The following is a 16,891-nucleotide window of genomic DNA, read 5'->3' on the forward strand; positions in this document are numbered from 1 at the left end:
GGCGTTAAATGCGGTTGTGGCGATTGCCAACCAGTGGCCGAGTCCGATAACCTGTTTCCACCGGTACCGCCCTGGTTCCGTTTTCGCTCCCCCTCCTGATTGATTATCCCCCTGAAGCCCTTCAGGCCCGTATCCGCCATGGGCTGTCGCTAGTCTGGCGGCATGGAAAAAACAAACGCACTCCGCTCCGGCCTTGCCAAGGCCCTGAACACCGAACCGACACCGGGCCAACGCCTGGCGCTGAACGTTGAGCTGCCGGCCGGCGAAGTCCCGGAGTGGGTAGAGCTGTTGCCCGCCGGTGAAGTGGTGATGGGCCGTGACGGCCGCGCCTGGCGCAACAGAAACCCCCAGGCCCTCGTAAGCGAGTTTGATAGCCGCAACATGGACCTGGTCATCGACTGGGAGCACGCGACAGAGCACCGCGCCCCGAATGGCCAGGACGCCCCGGCTGCCGGCTGGGTCAAGGAATTGGCAGTACGTGACGGTGCCGTTTGGGGCCGCGTGGAATGGACCGAGAAGGCCACCGCCCAGCTGCAGCGCAAGGAATACCGCTACCTATCCCCAGTCTTTCTGTTTACCCGCGATGAAAACCAGATCGTTCGGCTGACCAGCGCGGGCCTGACCAATCAACCCAACCTGGAGCTAACCGCTCTGAACCAGCAAACCCACCAGGAGGAATTCCCCGTGTGGAAAGATCTGCTTAAAAAGCTGGGTCTGCCAGAGGATGCGACTGAGGCGCAGGCTATTGCCGCCCTCAATCAAATCCAGGCCGACCTGGACACCGCGAAAAATCGGGAGGCCAACCCGAGTCTCGACAAGTACGTGCCTCGTGCCGACTTCGACCAGGCCCAGCAGCGCGCTGCCAATGCGGAGCAAACGCTGAACACCCTGAAGAAGGAGCGCGAGGACGAGGCGATCGAGACAGCCATCAACCAGGCCCTGGAAGACGGCAAGATCGCACCGGCCACCGTGGACTACCACAAGGCACAGTGCCGCAGCGAAGGTGGCCTGGAGCGTTTCAAGACATTTGTTGAAAGCTCCCCGGCCATTACCGGCGACTCCGGCCTGGGTGACCGCAAGGTGCCTGGCGCTGACAAGGCGCTCAACGCAGAGACCCTCAAGATTGCCGGCATGATGGGCAACTCTGAAGAGGACCTCAAGAAATACGGAGAGGTGAACTAATGGCGCTTACTCAAGATCGTATGACCCCGGTTCGCGACGGTGAGGTAATGCCGTACGCGGTCGCGGCCGGGGTGGAAATCTTCCTGGGGGCCCAGGTGGCCGTGAACGCCACCGGCTATCTGGTGCCGGGCTCTGAAGCCACAACCCTGACCTACATCGGCCGGGCGGATGCCCATGTCGACAATAGCGATGGTGCCGATGGCGACGAGACGTGTCTGGTCCGCCGCAATAAGGCGTTCCTGTTCAAGAACGATGACGCCGATCCCGTCGACCAGAGCCTGGTCGGTCAACCCTGTTACATCCTGGACGACGAGACCGTCGCCGGCACGGATGGCACTGGCACTCGCTCAGAGTCCGGTACCGTTCTGGCTGTCGAGTCTGCTGGCGTCTGGGTCGAGTAAGGAGAGCATCAGTGATTGTTAATAAAAGTGCACTCGATGGCGTGTTCTTCAACCTGAAGACCACGTACAACCGCGCCCTCCAGGCCGCCGAGCCGGAGTGGAACAAGATCGCCATGCTGGTGACCTCGACCTCCTCCGAAAACCGCTACAAGTGGATGGAGCGGTTCCCGGCCATGCGCAAGTGGGCGGGTGAGAAGGTGGTTAAACAGCTCAAAGGCCAGGGCTACACCATCATCAACGATGACTTTGAGGCCACCATCGAGGTGGACCGCAACGACATCGAGGACGACACCCTGGGCATCTATGGGCCGGAAGCCGAAATGGCCGGCTACAGTGCCGCCCACTTGCCAGATGAACTGGTGTACGAGGTGGTGAACCTGAGCTTTGTTGAGCTGGGTTACGACGGCCAGCCATTCGTTGACACCGATCATCCGGTGAAGAAGAAAGACGGCACTACCGTCAGCGTGTCCAACAAAGGAACGGCGGCACTGAGCTTCGCCACTCTGGCTGCGGCTCAAGCAAGTTTCGGTGCGGCCCGTACCGCCCTGCGCAAGATGAAGGATGACGAAGAGCGCCCGCTCAACATCAAACCTAACATCCTGCTGGTGCCGCCGGCTCTCGAAGATACGGCCAACGCTTTGATGAGCGTGGAGCGCCTGGAGGACGGCAAGCCGAACCCTTACCGCAACGCGGCGGAAGTGGTGGTGTCGTCTCGCCTGACCTCCGACACGGCCTGGTTCCTGATGGATACCACTAAGCCAGTCAAGCCCTACATCTTCCAGGAACGCAAGAAGCCTGTGTTCGTTTCCCAGACCAACATGGAAAGCGAAAGCGTCTTCATGCAGAAGAAGTTCCGCTATGGCGCCGAAGCGCGCGGCGCGGCTGGCTTCAGCTTCTGGCAAATGGTGTACGGCTCCACCGGCGCGGGCTAAGGCCTGGGCTTAACGTGACCTGAAAATGGCCGGGCCTGTGCCTGGCCATTTTTAAAACCGAACAAGCATTGGGAGGGCACCGTTATGGCTGCCAAAAAAACCAGCACAACGAAGACCACCGAGTCCACCAAGACAGCCACCAAGGCTGCCGAGGGTACGGCGCCCGGGAAGGACAACACACAGACCCAGGCTGCAGACGCGGCTCAGGACACCAACCAGGTGAAGGACGGCGCCGCCGTTAAGGACAGCACCGAGGTGAAGGAAAACACCGAGGTCAAGGACACAGCAGGCAGTGAGCAGGCCACGCCGGCGGATAACGGGGGCGACAATGACAACACCCAGCATCCGCAAGCGCAACCGGAGAACCAGGCAAGCCCGGAGACGCAAACACCGAGCGAGGCAGAAGAGGTCAAGCGCATCGCGGTGAAGGCGATGACGCCCCGGTTCCGCCGTGCCGGCTTCGAGTTTAGCCCACGGGAGCAGGTCCTCGATGTTCGCAAGCTGACCGAAGAGCAGCTCAAGGCCATCATGGAAGAGCCGCGCCTGGCCGTTCGCCCGGTAGGCCAGGAAGACTGATATGGCTGTCTACGCCACGCTCCAGGATCTGATCGACCGCTTCGGTAACGACGCCGTTCTCGTGGCGTCCGATCGGGACCGGGACGGCCAGATGGATACGGACGTTGTCGACAAGGCCCTGCTGGATGCAGACGCCGAGATCGACACCTACGTGGGCCAGCAGTACAAGCTGCCGCTGCCCAAGGTGCCGCGCATCCTCACCAAGCTGGCTGTAGACATCGCCTTTCACGTGCTGTCACCGGAGGCGGACACCGCCACCGAACACCGGCGCGGACGCTACGACAATGCCATTTCCTTGCTGCGCCGGATCGCCAAGGGCGAAGTCAGCCTGGGCATCCAGGAGCAGAGCCCGGTGAGCATCAAGCCACAGATCACCTCACGCACCCGGCGCTGGGGCCGTGACAGGAGGCTGACATGAGCATCAGCCTTCAGTTCAGCCTGGCCAGCGTTGCCCGGCTGCAAGAACGCATTAACCGGCTGGGCGACGTTAACCGGAAGGAACTGCTGGAGCAGCTGGCAGGTGTGGCAGAAAGCCAGACGCGCCGGCGGATCAGCGAAGACAAGGAATCGCCGGACGGCGAACCCTGGCAGGCCTGGAGCGCGGACTATGCCGCCACCCGCCACGGTGGTCATTCTTTACTGGAAGGTGAAGGCGACCTGATCGACAGCGTAACCAGCGAGATTGAGGGCGACGAAGCCCTGATCGGTTCCAACCTGGTGTATTTCGCCATCCACAACTTTGGCGGCACGCCAGACATGGCCCCCGGGCCAGCCGCCATTCCCGCCAGGCAGTCCCTCGGCTTCTCTCCGGACAACCTTGACGAGATTGAAGCGGTAGCCGATCGCTGGCTGGACAAACACCTGGAGGCAGCATGAGCGGCGACATAAAGCTGACGCGGGACGCGATCGTTAACGCCATCAAGACCGCACTGCCGGATCTTTACACCGTCGAGGCTCACGGCGGCCGCTTTGACCTTAAAGAACTGACTCGCTGGAGCAAGCAGGCCCCGGCCGTGTTGGTTGCGGCCGTCTCGGTACCGGCCATCGCAGATGGCCCCACCAACATTGCAGAGGTGCGCTGGGTAGCTTACCTGGTTACGCGGGACACGCCCCAGGCTACCCGGGATGTGGCTGCCCTGGACTTCTCCGAGGCGCTGTTACGCCTGGTACGGAAGAACACCTGGAATCTCGACAACACACAGAACCCTACCCGCGTGGCCGCCGAGAACCTGTACAGCGGCCAGCTCGACCGCCACGGCATCGCCTTGTGGGCCGTGAGCTGGCAGCAAGGCATCAGCCTGCGCACCGCCGACATCGCCGAACTGGCGGACTTCACCTTTTACACCGCCACCCATGAAGTGGGTGACGGCCCGGTCGCCGAAGACCGGGTTGAACTGCCCCAGGAGTAATGACTTTGAGCGCTTTGAAAAAAGAAACCATCTACGTGAAACCCCGTGAAGGCCTGCGCATCCGCCAGGAGAACGGCAAGCCGCTGCCAGCGGACGGTGGCCAGGTGACGTTGAATTCATTCTGGCGCCGCCGCCTGAGGGACCAGGACGTGGTTGCGGCCCAGCCGCCGCGCAAGCCGAAGGCGAAAGCCAAATCCACTGACACAAAGGAGGCATAAGGTATGTCCATCAGTGCCGGTATCTTCAACCAAATCCCCGCTGCCTTGCGGGTGCCTGGTGTGTACATCGAATTCGATGACCGCCTGGCTGGCAACTCGGCCTTTCAGGGCCGCCTCCTGGTGATTGGCCAGCGCCTGGACTCGGGAGAGCGCGAAGCCCTGGAACTGGAGCGTGTTACCAACGCCGAACAGGCCGAGCGCTATTACGGCCGTGGCTCCATGTTGGCCGAAATGCTGCGCCATTCCCTCAACGCTCAGCCGTACCTGGAAACCTGGGCACTGCCGCTGGACGATGTGGAGGAAGGCTCCGGCGGTGTAAAGTCAACCGGCAAGATTGCCCTGGCAGGTAGTGCAAGCGCCGCTGGCGCGATGGTTCTTTACCTTGCTGGGTATCGCGTTCGTATCGGCGTGGCCGTGGGTGACGATGGCGATGGCATCGCCCAGGCCCTGGTCGATGCCATCAACGCCGACAGCCGTTTGCCAGTAACCGCCACCGTCAACGCCACGGTGGCCTCCGAAGTGGACCTGGAATGTCGCTGGGCCGGTGAAACGGGTGACGATATCGATATCCGCTTTGCCGCCCTGGGCGAGGACCGCATTGCCGGTGTCACGCCCACCATCACAGAAATGACCGGTGGCGCGAGCAACCCGGACCTGGTCGACGCCATCGCAGCCCTGGGCCCCGAGCAGTACAACTGGATTGCCTGCCCCTACACGGACACGGCGAACCTGACAGCGCTCAAGGATGAACTGGATGATCGCTTCGGCCCCATGCGCCAGATCGGCGGCCGCGCTTTCGCCGCTTTCCGTGGTACCCACGGCGAGACTGGCACCTTCGGTGGCAACCACAACAGCCCGCACCTCACCGTGATGGGAACCGGCAAAGCAGTCAGTCCCACCTGGTTGTGGTGCGCGGTGAACGCGGCCGTTGCCGGCCAGGCGTTGGCCACGGATCCCGCCCGGCCGCTGCAGACACTTCAATTGCCGCTGATCCTGGGCCCGAAGGAAGCCGATCGCTTCACCGACACCGAGCGCAACTTGCTGCTGTACGACGGCATCGCTACCTTCAAGGTGGCCAATGACGGTACCGTGAGCATCGAGCGCCAGGTGACCACCTTCCAGGAAACCGACAGCGGCGTGCCGAGCGACTCTTACCTGGACATCAACGTGGCCGAAACCCTGGAGCGGATCCGATACGACCAGCGCGCCCGCATCCTGCAGCGCTTCCCACGGCACAAGCTGGCAGAAGACGCGGATGCCGGTAACTTTGGTGCGGGCCAACCGATCGTCACGCCCAACGTGGCCAAGGCGGAGCTGCTGAGCCTGTACCGGGATTTCCTCAGCCGTGGTTGGGCACAGGATTACGAAGGCTATGCCGAATCCCTGGATGCTGCGATCGACACGGAGAACCCAGGCCGGTTGAACGTCATCGATTCACCCAAGCTGGTTGGCCAGTACCGCATCCACGCCATGCAGACACAGTTCCGGAAGTGAGCCTTTAAGGGCTCCATAAAACCGGTTTGAGACAGGAGTAAACCCGTTATGAAGATCACCGGCAACGTTAATATCCGGGAAGGTGGTGAAGAGCTGCTGACCGACGGCAAGGGCACCCTCAACCCGGGCGGGTTCGAGCGTGAAGCCAAGATGAACGGCCGCAAACCGGTGGGCTATACCGAGAACCCGGTCGCGCCCACCCTGAGCGTGGTGGTGCACCACACGGCAGACACCGACATCGTGCGTCTGTCAAGCCTGACCGAAGCAACCATCCTCCTGGAGACCGACACCGGTCAGACATGGATGTTGCGTGGTGCATTCACCACCTCGCCAACCCCATTGGACGTTGGTAACGGATCGGTGCAGCTTGAGATGTCCGGCCTGGCACTGGAGCGTGTGTAATGGCTGAAGTAACCGTGGAACTGGAGATGGGCCTGGTGGTTGGCGAGAAGACCTTTAAAACCGCCACCATCCGAGAGCTGACCGCCGGGGATATCTTCGACGCTCAGGCAGATTCGGAGCGCGTGGTGGCCACCGAGGAAGGTCCTCAGCTGGTGGCCAGCCCCAGCGCCGTGGGCATTCACACGCTGCGTCGGCAGATCGCCAAAATCGGGGATGTGGAAGGCCCGCTTTCGCTGGGCGAGATGCGCAAGCTGCACCCGGTGGACCTGGAGCTGTTGCACGAAGAGTGCAGCAAACTGGAACAGGCGGTCATCACCTCCATCGCGTCCCGCGAGGTGGCGCAGCGGGGGCGAACTGATAAGGGCCAGGCCGAATCTTGAACGCGTAACTGTGCGGGTCGCCCGGGCCGTTGGCTGGGCCCCGCACGACATTGACCGCCTGCCCCTTCGCCGCCTGATTACCACCCTCAACATCGCGAGCGAATCCCATGAGTGAAATGAAGGCCAGTGTCGCCCTCAACCTAACCGGCAATTTTGAACAACGGGCCGAACGCTACGGCAGGGCCGTGGGGTCGTTCAGCCGCACCAGTGAGCGTCACTTGGGCCGAGTGCGCAGGTCCGCCCAGATGGTCGGGCGCGGCTTGGATGCCATGGGTAACCGCTATACCGCCCTGATAACCGGTGCTGCTGGCATCGGCACGCTGCGTTCGCTCAGCCGCATGGAAGAGCGCTTCACTCGGCTGGGCATCCAGGCCCAAAAGTCTGAAGAGGAAATGGAAGGCCTGCGCCGCAAGATTTTCGAGACGGCCCGGGCCCCGGATATACGCGTTGATCCTTCCCAGATCACCAGCGCCATCGAATCCATCGTTGAAAAAACCGGTGACCTGGAATTCGCTCAGGAGAACATCCGCAACATCGGCCTGGCCATCTCGGCCACTGGCGCGGCCGGCCAGAACATCGGCGAAATCATGGCCGAATTCCAGAAGATGGATATCAGGGATTCGGGCGAGATCCTCCGCGTGCTGGACACGCTCAACCAGCAAGGTAAGCAAGGTGCTTTCACCCTGCAGAACCTTGCATCTCTCGGCCCCCGGGTGGTCACAGCCTACACCGCCATGGGCCGAGAAGGTGCCGGCGCGATCAGGGAAATGGGCGCGGCCCTGCAGGTTATCCGCATGGGTACCGGCTCATCTGAAATGGCTGCTACGGCGTTTGAGGCGTTGCTCCGGACACTTCAGAACGCTGACAAGGTCAAGGCGCTTCAGAAAGGTGGCATCCAGATATTCGACCCGAAGGAACTGGAGAAAGGCCGCCAGGTGTTACGACCCATCAACGAACTGATGGTGGAAATTATCCAGGCGGTGGACGGTCGAACCACTCGGCTTTCTTCAGTGTTCGATGCTGAAGCGATGCGGGCATTTAACGCCGCTGCCGGGGAATTCCAGCGCACAGGCTCTGTGAGCAGCCTGGCGAAATTTATGGAAGTTCAGGGTGATGGCGCCACCACCATGAATGATTCAGCCAGGGCTGCAGACACCATGGCCGGCGCTATGAGAAACCTCACCTCGGCCTGGACCAATTTTGCAGACGACAACATGACTGGCGCTGTGCAGTCGGCGGCAGACGCACTTAATAGCCTGGACCAGGAAACGGTGGACCGTTGGCTCAAGATTGGCGGCATCGCGCTTGGAGGCCTTGGTGTTGCAATCGGTGGGCGGTTCCTCGGAAAGCTTGGCTCCGACTATTTGAGTGCCGGTAGGAAGGTGCTAGGACGTGGCCGTGGAGGTGTTGGCGGAGCACTCGGAGGCGCCGTTTCTGGCGTCTCCCCGATTCCTGTTTACGTTGTTAATAACCCAGGCATGGGCGGCCCGTCTGGAAGTGGCAGGCGTGGCCCACGCGGTGGCGGCGCAGCTGCTCGCTCTCGGCGGATCTTCAACCCCATGCGGAACCTGGGCCGTGCCCCTGTTGGTTCTATAGGTGCGCTTGGCGCGGGCGCGATCGGTACTGCCGGCCTGGCGGTTGGTGCTGCAGGAGCCGCTGGCTACGGCGTGGGAACTTTGATCAACAAGACGCTGATCGACGGCACGGAAACTGGAAGGAAGATTGGCGATTCGATTGGTGAGGCAGTCGCCAGGACGCTTGCATTCTTCGGTAATGATGAGGCTCAGAGGGCTGTCGAATACAACGACAGACGGGATGCCGGCACCCTGAAAATAGAGGTTAACCAGGAAGGCCGAGTTACTTCTGTCACGCCCGCGCGGGGTGACAACGGTCCTGACATGGATGTCGACCTCGGCATGTCCTACGTGATGCCTTGATGTCCACCGCACAACATAAGCAAAGAGGTTCCCATGCCTTGGTCTGATCGTATCGGCGAAGCCGTCGCCACCTTTCGCGGCATAGAGATTTACCTGGAACGCACAAGCCAGGTACCGGGCAGGCGTGTTGAGGTCCACGAGTATCCACTGCGGGACCAGCCCTACGCGGAAGATCTCGGCCGCAACAAACGCGAATGGCAGATTGAAGGGTTTCTGATCGGCCCGGATTACGATCTGTCCCGGCAACGCCTTGTCGACGCAGCCGAAACACCAGGTGCAGGTGAGCTGGTGCATCCGTACTACGGCACACACCAGGTGGTCCTGGTTGGTGGAATGCGGATCCGCGAGAGCACCCGCGAAGGCGGTATCGCCCGTGTATCGTTCACTGTCGTTCGTGCTGATGACGAGCCGCGTCTGCCTCGTGTCACCCAGGATACTCAACGCCAGGTGCAACGTACCGTTGCCGAGGCTGAACAGGCTGCCCTGGATGACTTCGAGGAAAACTTCAACGTGCTGGAGCTGGCCACCGATCGGGTGGCTGCCATCGAGACCGGCCTTCAGAACGCCCTGCGTGGCATCGAAAGCACCGTGGGCGATGTCACCCGCCCGATATCGGAACTGATCCGCAGCCCGGCCGAGCTGGGCGCCCAGATTCTGGAAAGCATTGCCACGGTTCGTGACCTGGTGAACGAGCCGGGCCGCGCCCTGGGTGTTTACGATGACCTGTTCAGTGCCGGCGACGAACCGCCCGTGACGTCCCCACTGGATCCGGTACCGCGTCAGCTGCAGATGGCGGCCATCCGTGCCGGCAACAACCTGGTGCGCCGTGCGGCCGTTCTACAGTCTGCTCAAGTGGCAGCCGCCACGGACTGGCTGGCAGCGGATGATGCCATTGCCGCCAGGGACACCATCACGGCCGGCATCGAGCTGCAGCTGACCTCGGACAACATCCCTGCCAATGACGTCTATGCAAGCCTAACGGCCGTGCGTGCGGCGGTTGTCCGGGATCTGGAGCAGCGCGGGGCCCAGCTTCCCCGCCTGCGATCGGTGACCCTGCAGCAGCCCCTGCCAGCCCTGGTGGTGGCACAGAAACTCTACGGGGACGCAAGCCGGGCCGATGCAATTATCAGCCGCAATCGGGTAGCACACCCGGGCCGGGTACCGGCGGGTGAGGCGTTGGAAGTACTGGGGGAGTAAGGAAACAAGGCTGAAGGGCTTCAGGCCCAAGGCTACTGCGTGATCAGGCCACCATTAAACCTACTCTACGGGCTGATTACCAGAGTTTTTTGAAGGCCCCCGGCGACCAGCCCGCGCCGGGGGTCATATGCAAGCGGGCCTTATGTCTTCACTGGTTGAACTTCTCATTGACGGTAATCGACACGGCGGCTGGACCTCCGTGAATATTCGCCGTGGCCTCAACCAGGTGGCGGACCGTTTCGAGCTTTCCCTGACTGAAAAGTGGAGCGAATCCGCGGAGCCCGCACCGGTCCGCAGCGGCGCTGAATGCCAGGTGTTTATCGATGACGATCTGGTGATCACCGGCTACGTCGATGAAGTACTTCCCGCCTACGATGGCAATCAGCACAGCCTGGTGGTCAGCGGCCGGTCAAAGACCGCCGACCTGGTGGACTGTTCCGCACGGCGCAAGACCTGGAGCAAACCCCGCAAGCTGGAAGCCATTGCCCGTGAGCTGGCCGAGCCGTTCGGTATTGAGGTGGTGGTGGAGGCAGATACCGGTGCGCCCATAAAGGCACCCGCCGTTGAGGCTGGCCAGCCGTTTTACGAAGCCCTGGAACAAATGGGCCGGTACCGGGCGGTGATCTTTGTGTGTGATCCCCAGGGCCGCCTGGTGATTACCAAGCCACCCCGTGGCCGCATCGACACAGCGTTGGCCCTGGGTGAGAACATCCGCAAGGGTTCCGGCCGCTTCTCGGTTCGTGACCGTTTCTCCGAGATCATCGTCCAGGGCCAACAACCTGGTGATGACCTGCTTTCAGGTGAACAGGCCTCCAGCCCGGAAGGCACGGCCACCGACCCCGTTATCCGATTTCGCACCCAGGTGATCGTTGCCGATACGCCAGTCGATAAGGCCGGCTGCCGGCAGCGAGCCGAAACCGAAACCCGCCGCCGTCGCGGCCGTGGCCGTGGGCTGACCTACACCGTGGCCGGCTGGCGACATGATAGCGGTCTGTGGACGCCTGGCTTTGAGGTGTCCGTGCGCGACCGTTGGCTGGGCATCCAGGACGACATGATCATTGAAGGCGTTCAGCTTGTGCTGGATGGCCAGGGTGAGCGCGCCGAGGCCCAGGTGGTTCCGCCATCTGCCTGGGATCTGACCGCAGAGCCGGAGCCGGAAGAGGAGGAATCTGTATGGGGATGAGAGACATCGTCCGCCTGCTGGCTCCCGTCTGGCGCCGCCTGCGCCTGATCGTTTCCCGGGGTGTTGTGCGGCTGTCTGACGACGGCCGCAAGCTCCAGGTGGTGCAGCTGGACCTGCTGGCCGGTGAGGCAGCCGCAATGGAACGGTTCCAGCAATACGGTTTCACCTGCCGGCCGCTGGACGGTGCCGAGGCGATCGCCCTGGCCGTCGGCGGATCCCGTGGCCACCTGGTGGCCATCGCGGTGGACGATCGCCGGTACCGGATGAAGAACCTGCAGAACGGCGAGGTGGCCCTCTACACCGACGAGGGGGATTACATCCACATGAAGCGCGGCCGCATCGTGAAGGTGAACGTCGGCCAGGACCTGGAAGTGGTTGTGGGCAACAACGCCAACGTGACCGCCGGCGGATCCGTCAACGTCGATGCCGCCACCAAGATTGCGGCCACTGCGCCGCAGATTACTGGCCAGTGTGATAACGCCACGGTGGCCGCGACTCAGACGGTCACCCTGGACACGCCACAGGTCACCATCACCGGTGCACTGACTGTGCAAGGGGCAATCGTAGGACAAGGCGGAATGGCAGTCAGCGGCGGCTCCGGCGCTTCGGTTGCCGGCAACCTCGGCGTTACGGGGGGCGATGTCACGGCAGACACCATTTCCCTGAAAGGTCACACCCACCCTGGTGATTCAGGCGGAACCACGGGGCCGGCGCAATGACCGATATCGCACTTCAGCCAGGCTTTGACGGCCGCATCGACATCCAATTGAACAATGGCGACCTGGTCGCAGACGACGGCCTACGCACTGCTGTGGTCCTGTCCCTGCTCACCGATCGGCGAGCGAATCCCGGCGATGTCCTACCAGACGGCAGTGATGATCGGCGCGGCTGGTGGGCAGACATGCTGGCCCGGGCCGGTGGCGATCGCTTTGGATCCCGCCTGTGGCTCCTCTCTCGTGAGAAGAACCTGGCCGAGGTTCGGCGCCGGGCAGAAACCTACGCCGCCGAATCCCTGGAATGGCTCCGCGAAGACGGAATCGCCAACAGCATCGAGGTGGGAGCAGAAACGGTGGCCACCGATCGCCTGGGTTTGAAGATCCGAATTATCCGCACCAATGGCCAAGCCATTGAAGAGCGCTTTAACAACCTTTGGGAGAGCCTTTAAATGCCGTTTGAACGTCCGTCACTGAGTGAACTCCAGGAGCGCATCCGTGCCGATATCCGCGCACGTCTGCCTGGCGCTCAGCCGGAACTCCGGCGCTCCCTGCTCGGCGTGTTGGCCGACATCGAGGCCGGCGGCATCCACGGGCTTTATGGTTACCTGGATTTCCTTGCCACCCAGCTGTTCCCAGACACCGCTGAGTCCGAATACCTGCAGCGCTGGGCACGTATCTGGCGCGTGCCAGCAGTCGACCCAACAGCGGCTACTGGCGATGTGACCTTTGCAGGCAATGATGATGTCGTCATTCCCCAGGACACCCGCCTGCAGGCCAAGAGCGGCGCCGAGTACCTGACCGATGAAGCGGTAACCATCGCCGGCGGTACCGCCACGGTTTCAGTGACGGCCGCAGAGACTGGAGAAGACGGCAACCAGGACGCCGGCACCGAGCTGGAGTTGGTCAGTAGCCCCTCAGGCGTTGAAGGTACCGCTACTGTTGGTGCTGAAGGCCTGACCGGAGGTACCAACCCGGAGACGGAAGAGCGGCTGCGTGAGCGACTCCTGGCCCGCATACAGCGTCCGCCGCATGGCGGCAGCAAAGATGATTACATCCAGTGGGCACTGGAGGGCCACCCGGACGTTACCCGGGCGTGGGTCTATCCCAACGAACTGGAGAACGGATCCGTCACCACCCGGATCATGACCGATGAGGCCACGGCCGATGGTACACCGACAACTGAGGTTGTCGACGCAGTACTGGCATACATCGAATCAGTGCGGCCGGTGGCATCGGTGCCTTATGTGATCGCGCCGGTAGCGGTACCGCTGGACCTAGAAATAACGATCGTCCCGGATACCCAGATCGTCCGTGACCGGGTCGAACTGGCCGTTCGGGACTACCTCCGCCGTGATCCAGAACCAGGCGCCACCATCTACCTCAGTCAGCTGAACGGGATCATCTACGTGGCTGCTGGTGAGAGCCGACACACTCTTGTTAGCCCGGCGGTTAATGTCACTCACCAAACCAATGAAATCGCGACGCCAGGGGTGTTCACATGGACCGCCTAAGTGCTGACCAGTACCGCAATCAGCTGACGTCACTGGCTCCGCCCGGCAAGGCCCTTCCGGAGCAATCGGATAGCAATTGGCAGCAGTTGCTGCAGGCTCTGGCGGAAGAGTATTCCCGCCTGGACAGTCGTCTCCACGAACTGGTCAAAGAAGGCAATCCAGAAAGCACCAATGAACTGCTCACTGACTGGGAGCGCCTCCTGGATCTGCCGGGCCCGTGCGACACCTTGCCCGAAACTATCCAGGAACGACGGCTGGCAGCCCACGGCAAACTCATCCGAGTAGGTGGGGCCAGCCCGGCCTATTTCATCGAGCTGGCCGAAAGCCTCGGCTACCAGGTAACGATCACCGAATACCGTCCCTTCAGGGCAGGATTCTCAGCTGCAGGCGATAGCCTGACCAACGATGAATGGCTTCACCACTGGATGGTAAATGCGACGGAAACCGCCGTAGTCGAATTCAGCGCCGGCCAAAGCGCCGCCGGCGAACCAGTGCGCAGCTGGGGCGAAGACCAGTTGGAGTGCCCAGTAGAGCAACTCAAGCCAGCGCATACCGTTGTTAACTTCAGTTATGGGGAATAAAAATGTTTCGTATTGATGGTCCAGGAGCTACGAATGACAACAAGTTCACCGAGGGCGATCCTTCAGAAGGCGCTCGCGCAACGGTTGTTTCAGCTGAGTGGCTCAATGCGGTCCAGGAAGAAATCGCTAATGCTATCGAGGCGGGAGGTCGAGAGCTAGATAAACAGGACCCATTTCAGTTGGCGGATCTTCTTTCTGGTCGCGTCATTGCTGTTGATAGTGTCGCGGCAATGACAGCGATTTCTTCACCGGTTGACGGGTGGCATGTAAGCCAGGCGGGCAATGAGCCTGCTATTTGGGCATTTGATTCCCAGGACCTTTCAGCTGAAGTCGTGAGTGAGCCGGAGATATACAAAGCTCCTGACGGAGAGGACGGCGAATCAGGTGCTTGGGTGCGGCAATGGGGCTATGAGGCCAGTCTAGCGATCGAACCCAACAGCGGTACCGATTTTAATGATGTGGATGAAACAGGTTTCTATAAAGTTCCCGCAGGTTCCACAAATGTTTACTACGAGCCCGGCACTGTCATCCATGTTGAACGAGAAACCAGCGGCGCCTCTCAGCTCAATTTCGCGCTGGAATCTAGCGATCTAGCAGTTCGCTCTCGAAACTCCGCCGGCGTTTGGCAGCCTTGGGTTTCCTTGACGGGGTCTGGTCCTTCAGGCGGTTTCAGTGTTCAGTTGGACGAAAACGCTTATGGGATCAGCAACGGCGATTCGATCTCTCCGTTCAGTGGCGATACGGGCAGCCTGTCATTAGGCACGGGCGAACTGGAGCTAACCGGCGCCGGTTCTTCGGTTTACTTGCCCATTCGTGCCGTGGGTAACGAAACGCTTGTTTGTTACGGGTCTGTTCGCTCCGATGTCACGACAAACTGGACGTCGGTTCGCCTGAACTACGAAGATGGCGGCAACGCCATACTGTTTTTTAATTACAACGGCGACACAGAAAGCCGAGAGGCCGGTACCCTGTCCATAATCACCCGAGATGCTGGGGGCACCATTGTTTCATCTAGCGTGCTTCTTACGGGTCAAGACTTCACAGGCGATTTTAAGTTCGTAATCGACTGGTTCAAAGCCACCTCGACGGGTTCGGCGTATGTCAGCGTTTACGACGATAACGGCGCCGATCTTGTTTTGCTTGGTTCGGCAGCAGTTCATGACGGAACGACCCAGAGCCCGATAACCGAGCTGGCCGTCAGAACCGACAGCACCGCTTATAGCGGGACGGCCTTCATCCAATACCTGCAGGCAAGCCGCCCCAACTTTACTTCAATTGGTGATAGTGTTTGTGCGGGTCATAATGGCTACGACCCCGACCCTTCGTTCTATGCAGGCGTGGACAACTACCAGAGTTCGTGGCAGTCGCACCTTAGAGCCAGCTTGAAATCCAGCTTCCCGACGCTTCGCAACAATTTTGTGGCTAACCACGGCGTGGGCAGCGAGACTTCCACGGACATAGTAAATCGCGTTGACGAGGCGCTAGTTGACGGGGCTAAAGTGTTCATCAACGGGTCGGCACATAACGACTTCGGAGCCAATATTTCTTACGGCACGCGCAACGACAACATCGGCCAGACTTTAGCTCGTGCTAAGAACACCGCCGCCTTGGTTGTCAACCTGGGGTGCGTAGTGCCTAACACGCGCTCTGGCAACTATCCGTTTAGCGCGGAGTACTTCGACTACTGGAACCGGAAGTACAGCAACTTCAGGTCGGCTGATATTTTTGTCGACATTATGGAAAGTGGAATTCGTGAGCCCGGCGAGATATATGCGGCCCTGTCTTTCACGTTGGATCAGATTCACCCCAACGTTTCTGGTTATACGCTTATAGGGCAGTACATTGGAGAGCAAATTGCACCGCTGATCGAGATACAATAACTCTTTGAGATTCTAGTGGCGGAGCGTAAGGCGTGTACTCTGATTCTCCTCACCTGCCATGTCTCATTTATTTTGTTCTTCTGTCCCACGTCTTTTGGCGCGCTACATTCGTTCCGCCACATTATCAACCCACTGCTTGAAATCCTGTCTTTTTCAGAATACTGTATATTTAAACAGTATATAGAGAACTTTCCATGAGCGAGATTCTGAATACGCTGATGCAGGACGACCGTGTGTGGCAGGGTCAGCACCATACCCGCACTGGTCGGCCAACGGAGCCAACCGGTTACCAGGTGCTGGACAACCAGCTCGGCGGTGTTGGCTGGCCCCGTGGGGCGTTGAGTGAGTGCCTGCTGGATGAGCCCGGCATTGGTGAGCTGCACCTGCTGCTCCCCCTGATGCAACGGCTTTCTCAGGCAGGTAAGACCGTCTTCTGGCTGAACCCTCCCCATACACCCTACGCCCCTGCCCTGGCCCGCGAAGGGGTCAATCTGGATCAGGTCATACTGATCAACACCGAAGACGATGGCGACTTCCTGTGGACACTGGAAAACTGCCTGCGTTCACCGGTCACCGGCTTGGTGATGGCCTGGCCCGGAAAACTGGCTGCCCGTGACATACGGCGCTTGCAACTGGCTGCGGAGGCCGGCAGCAATGTGTGCGTGCTGTTCCGCGAACGGCGTCATGCCGAACAGAACTCCCCGGCGGCGCTACGCCTGGATCTGACGGCAGGAAGTCAACAGGCGCTCAAGGTCAATGTTCTGAAACGTCGCGGCAGTTGGCCCGGCCAATGTTGCTCCGTAGCCATGTCTCACCGGGCGGATCTGGCCTTCCGGGAAGCCCCCCGGGTGGTCCAGGGCCCCTGGGCCGGCAAGACCGGGTAAGGCGTATC

The 16,891-nt window shown here is 60.8% G+C and carries 20 protein-coding genes; all 20 read left to right on the forward strand.

Annotation, left to right across the window (positions count from 1 at the left end; all coding sequences use genetic code 11):
• Nucleotides 1-162 precede the first annotated feature (162 nt).
• On the forward strand, nucleotides 163-1,182 hold the full coding sequence (locus ACTRWH_RS15950) for a phage protease (protein ID WP_462826618.1): 1,020 nt from the start codon (nucleotides 163-165) through the stop codon (nucleotides 1,180-1,182).
• Nucleotides 1,182-1,583 (forward strand): hypothetical protein, encoded by a 402-nt coding sequence (locus ACTRWH_RS15955; RefSeq protein WP_462826619.1) that lies wholly within the window; start codon nucleotides 1,182-1,184, stop codon nucleotides 1,581-1,583. Before ACTRWH_RS15950 ends, ACTRWH_RS15955 begins: the two co-directional genes overlap by 1 nt.
• A gap of 11 nt (nucleotides 1,584-1,594) precedes the next feature.
• Nucleotides 1,595-2,515, forward strand: coding sequence for a Mu-like prophage major head subunit gpT family protein (locus ACTRWH_RS15960; RefSeq protein ID WP_462826620.1), 921 nt, complete (start codon nucleotides 1,595-1,597; stop codon nucleotides 2,513-2,515).
• 84 nt (nucleotides 2,516-2,599) lie between these two features.
• Nucleotides 2,600-3,091 carry a hypothetical protein gene (locus ACTRWH_RS15965; RefSeq protein ID WP_462826621.1) on the forward strand — a complete coding sequence of 164 codons (492 nt, stop codon included), beginning with the start codon at nucleotides 2,600-2,602 and terminating at the stop codon, nucleotides 3,089-3,091.
• A gap of 1 nt (nucleotide 3,092) precedes the next feature.
• Nucleotides 3,093-3,509, forward strand: coding sequence for a phage protein Gp36 family protein (locus tag ACTRWH_RS15970; RefSeq protein ID WP_462826622.1), 417 nt, complete (start codon nucleotides 3,093-3,095; stop codon nucleotides 3,507-3,509).
• A complete protein-coding gene (locus ACTRWH_RS15975; protein WP_462826623.1) occupies nucleotides 3,506-3,967 on the forward strand; it encodes a phage virion morphogenesis protein in 462 nt (153 codons plus the stop codon). Before ACTRWH_RS15970 ends, ACTRWH_RS15975 begins: the two co-directional genes overlap by 4 nt.
• Nucleotides 3,964-4,500, forward strand: a complete 537-nt coding sequence (locus ACTRWH_RS15980; RefSeq protein ID WP_462826624.1) for a phage protein Gp37 — start codon at nucleotides 3,964-3,966, stop codon at nucleotides 4,498-4,500. Before ACTRWH_RS15975 ends, ACTRWH_RS15980 begins: the two co-directional genes overlap by 4 nt.
• A gap of 5 nt (nucleotides 4,501-4,505) precedes the next feature.
• Nucleotides 4,506-4,718 (forward strand): DUF2635 domain-containing protein, encoded by a 213-nt coding sequence (locus tag ACTRWH_RS15985; protein ID WP_462826625.1) that lies wholly within the window; start codon nucleotides 4,506-4,508, stop codon nucleotides 4,716-4,718.
• 3 nt (nucleotides 4,719-4,721) lie between these two features.
• A complete protein-coding gene (locus tag ACTRWH_RS15990; protein WP_462826626.1) occupies nucleotides 4,722-6,212 on the forward strand; it encodes a phage tail sheath subtilisin-like domain-containing protein in 1,491 nt (496 codons plus the stop codon).
• 48 nt (nucleotides 6,213-6,260) lie between these two features.
• Complete coding sequence (locus ACTRWH_RS15995; protein WP_462826627.1) at nucleotides 6,261-6,614, forward strand: phage tail tube protein; 354 nt, start codon at nucleotides 6,261-6,263, stop codon at nucleotides 6,612-6,614.
• Entirely contained in the window at nucleotides 6,614-6,994 is a 381-nt protein-coding gene (locus tag ACTRWH_RS16000; RefSeq protein WP_462826628.1) for a phage tail assembly protein, read from the forward strand. The genes ACTRWH_RS15995 and ACTRWH_RS16000 overlap by 1 nt, the downstream gene beginning before the upstream one ends.
• A gap of 107 nt (nucleotides 6,995-7,101) precedes the next feature.
• Nucleotides 7,102-8,931 (forward strand): phage tail tape measure protein, encoded by a 1,830-nt coding sequence (locus ACTRWH_RS16005; RefSeq protein ID WP_462826629.1) that lies wholly within the window; start codon nucleotides 7,102-7,104, stop codon nucleotides 8,929-8,931.
• Nucleotides 8,932-8,964: 33 nt separating this feature from the next.
• Nucleotides 8,965-10,128 (forward strand): DNA circularization N-terminal domain-containing protein, encoded by a 1,164-nt coding sequence (locus ACTRWH_RS16010; protein WP_462826630.1) that lies wholly within the window; start codon nucleotides 8,965-8,967, stop codon nucleotides 10,126-10,128.
• 142 nt (nucleotides 10,129-10,270) lie between these two features.
• Nucleotides 10,271-11,311, forward strand: a complete 1,041-nt coding sequence (locus tag ACTRWH_RS16015; protein WP_462826631.1) for a phage baseplate assembly protein — start codon at nucleotides 10,271-10,273, stop codon at nucleotides 11,309-11,311.
• Nucleotides 11,308-12,030, forward strand: a complete 723-nt coding sequence (locus ACTRWH_RS16020) for a phage baseplate assembly protein V (RefSeq protein WP_462826632.1) — start codon at nucleotides 11,308-11,310, stop codon at nucleotides 12,028-12,030. The genes ACTRWH_RS16015 and ACTRWH_RS16020 overlap by 4 nt, the downstream gene beginning before the upstream one ends.
• Nucleotides 12,027-12,476 (forward strand): phage GP46 family protein, encoded by a 450-nt coding sequence (locus ACTRWH_RS16025; protein WP_288074580.1) that lies wholly within the window; start codon nucleotides 12,027-12,029, stop codon nucleotides 12,474-12,476. Before ACTRWH_RS16020 ends, ACTRWH_RS16025 begins: the two co-directional genes overlap by 4 nt.
• A complete protein-coding gene (locus tag ACTRWH_RS16030) occupies nucleotides 12,477-13,538 on the forward strand; it encodes a baseplate J/gp47 family protein (RefSeq protein WP_288074581.1) in 1,062 nt (353 codons plus the stop codon).
• Nucleotides 13,526-14,119, forward strand: a complete 594-nt coding sequence (locus ACTRWH_RS16035) for a YmfQ family protein (RefSeq protein ID WP_288074582.1) — start codon at nucleotides 13,526-13,528, stop codon at nucleotides 14,117-14,119. The genes ACTRWH_RS16030 and ACTRWH_RS16035 overlap by 13 nt, the downstream gene beginning before the upstream one ends.
• A 2-nt stretch (nucleotides 14,120-14,121) precedes the next feature.
• Nucleotides 14,122-15,999, forward strand: a complete 1,878-nt coding sequence (locus ACTRWH_RS16040; RefSeq protein ID WP_288074583.1) for an SGNH/GDSL hydrolase family protein — start codon at nucleotides 14,122-14,124, stop codon at nucleotides 15,997-15,999.
• 194 nt (nucleotides 16,000-16,193) lie between these two features.
• A complete protein-coding gene (gene imuA / locus ACTRWH_RS16045) occupies nucleotides 16,194-16,883 on the forward strand; it encodes a translesion DNA synthesis-associated protein ImuA (RefSeq protein ID WP_151981891.1) in 690 nt (229 codons plus the stop codon).
• Nucleotides 16,884-16,891: the final 8 nt, after the last annotated feature.

The organism is Marinobacter sp. G5_S1_61_S3 (genome assembly GCF_054968585.1).

What these genes read in the sequence shown, in the direction of transcription:
- ACTRWH_RS16000 (WP_462826628.1), top strand. Translation starts at nt 6,614, where the DNA reads ATGGCTGAAGTAACCGTGGAACTGGAGATGGGCCTGGTGGTTGGCGAG.
- ACTRWH_RS15990 (WP_462826626.1), top strand. Translation starts at nt 4,722, where the DNA reads ATGTCCATCAGTGCCGGTATCTTCAACCAAATCCCCGCTGCCTTGCGG.
- ACTRWH_RS16010 (WP_462826630.1), top strand. Translation starts at nt 8,965, where the DNA reads ATGCCTTGGTCTGATCGTATCGGCGAAGCCGTCGCCACCTTTCGCGGC.
- ACTRWH_RS15970 (WP_462826622.1), top strand. Translation starts at nt 3,093, where the DNA reads ATGGCTGTCTACGCCACGCTCCAGGATCTGATCGACCGCTTCGGTAAC.
- ACTRWH_RS16005 (WP_462826629.1), top strand. Translation starts at nt 7,102, where the DNA reads ATGAGTGAAATGAAGGCCAGTGTCGCCCTCAACCTAACCGGCAATTTT.
- ACTRWH_RS16015 (WP_462826631.1), top strand. Translation starts at nt 10,271, where the DNA reads ATGTCTTCACTGGTTGAACTTCTCATTGACGGTAATCGACACGGCGGC.
- ACTRWH_RS15975 (WP_462826623.1), top strand. Translation starts at nt 3,506, where the DNA reads ATGAGCATCAGCCTTCAGTTCAGCCTGGCCAGCGTTGCCCGGCTGCAA.
- ACTRWH_RS15995 (WP_462826627.1), top strand. Translation starts at nt 6,261, where the DNA reads ATGAAGATCACCGGCAACGTTAATATCCGGGAAGGTGGTGAAGAGCTG.
- ACTRWH_RS16040 (WP_288074583.1), top strand. Translation starts at nt 14,122, where the DNA reads ATGTTTCGTATTGATGGTCCAGGAGCTACGAATGACAACAAGTTCACC.
- ACTRWH_RS15955 (WP_462826619.1), top strand. Translation starts at nt 1,182, where the DNA reads ATGGCGCTTACTCAAGATCGTATGACCCCGGTTCGCGACGGTGAGGTA.
- ACTRWH_RS16025 (WP_288074580.1), top strand. Translation starts at nt 12,027, where the DNA reads ATGACCGATATCGCACTTCAGCCAGGCTTTGACGGCCGCATCGACATC.
- ACTRWH_RS15965 (WP_462826621.1), top strand. Translation starts at nt 2,600, where the DNA reads ATGGCTGCCAAAAAAACCAGCACAACGAAGACCACCGAGTCCACCAAG.
- imuA (WP_151981891.1), top strand. Translation starts at nt 16,194, where the DNA reads ATGAGCGAGATTCTGAATACGCTGATGCAGGACGACCGTGTGTGGCAG.
- ACTRWH_RS16035 (WP_288074582.1), top strand. Translation starts at nt 13,526, where the DNA reads ATGGACCGCCTAAGTGCTGACCAGTACCGCAATCAGCTGACGTCACTG.
- ACTRWH_RS15980 (WP_462826624.1), top strand. Translation starts at nt 3,964, where the DNA reads ATGAGCGGCGACATAAAGCTGACGCGGGACGCGATCGTTAACGCCATC.
- ACTRWH_RS16030 (WP_288074581.1), top strand. Translation starts at nt 12,477, where the DNA reads ATGCCGTTTGAACGTCCGTCACTGAGTGAACTCCAGGAGCGCATCCGT.
- ACTRWH_RS15950 (WP_462826618.1), top strand. Translation starts at nt 163, where the DNA reads ATGGAAAAAACAAACGCACTCCGCTCCGGCCTTGCCAAGGCCCTGAAC.
- ACTRWH_RS16020 (WP_462826632.1), top strand. Translation starts at nt 11,308, where the DNA reads ATGAGAGACATCGTCCGCCTGCTGGCTCCCGTCTGGCGCCGCCTGCGC.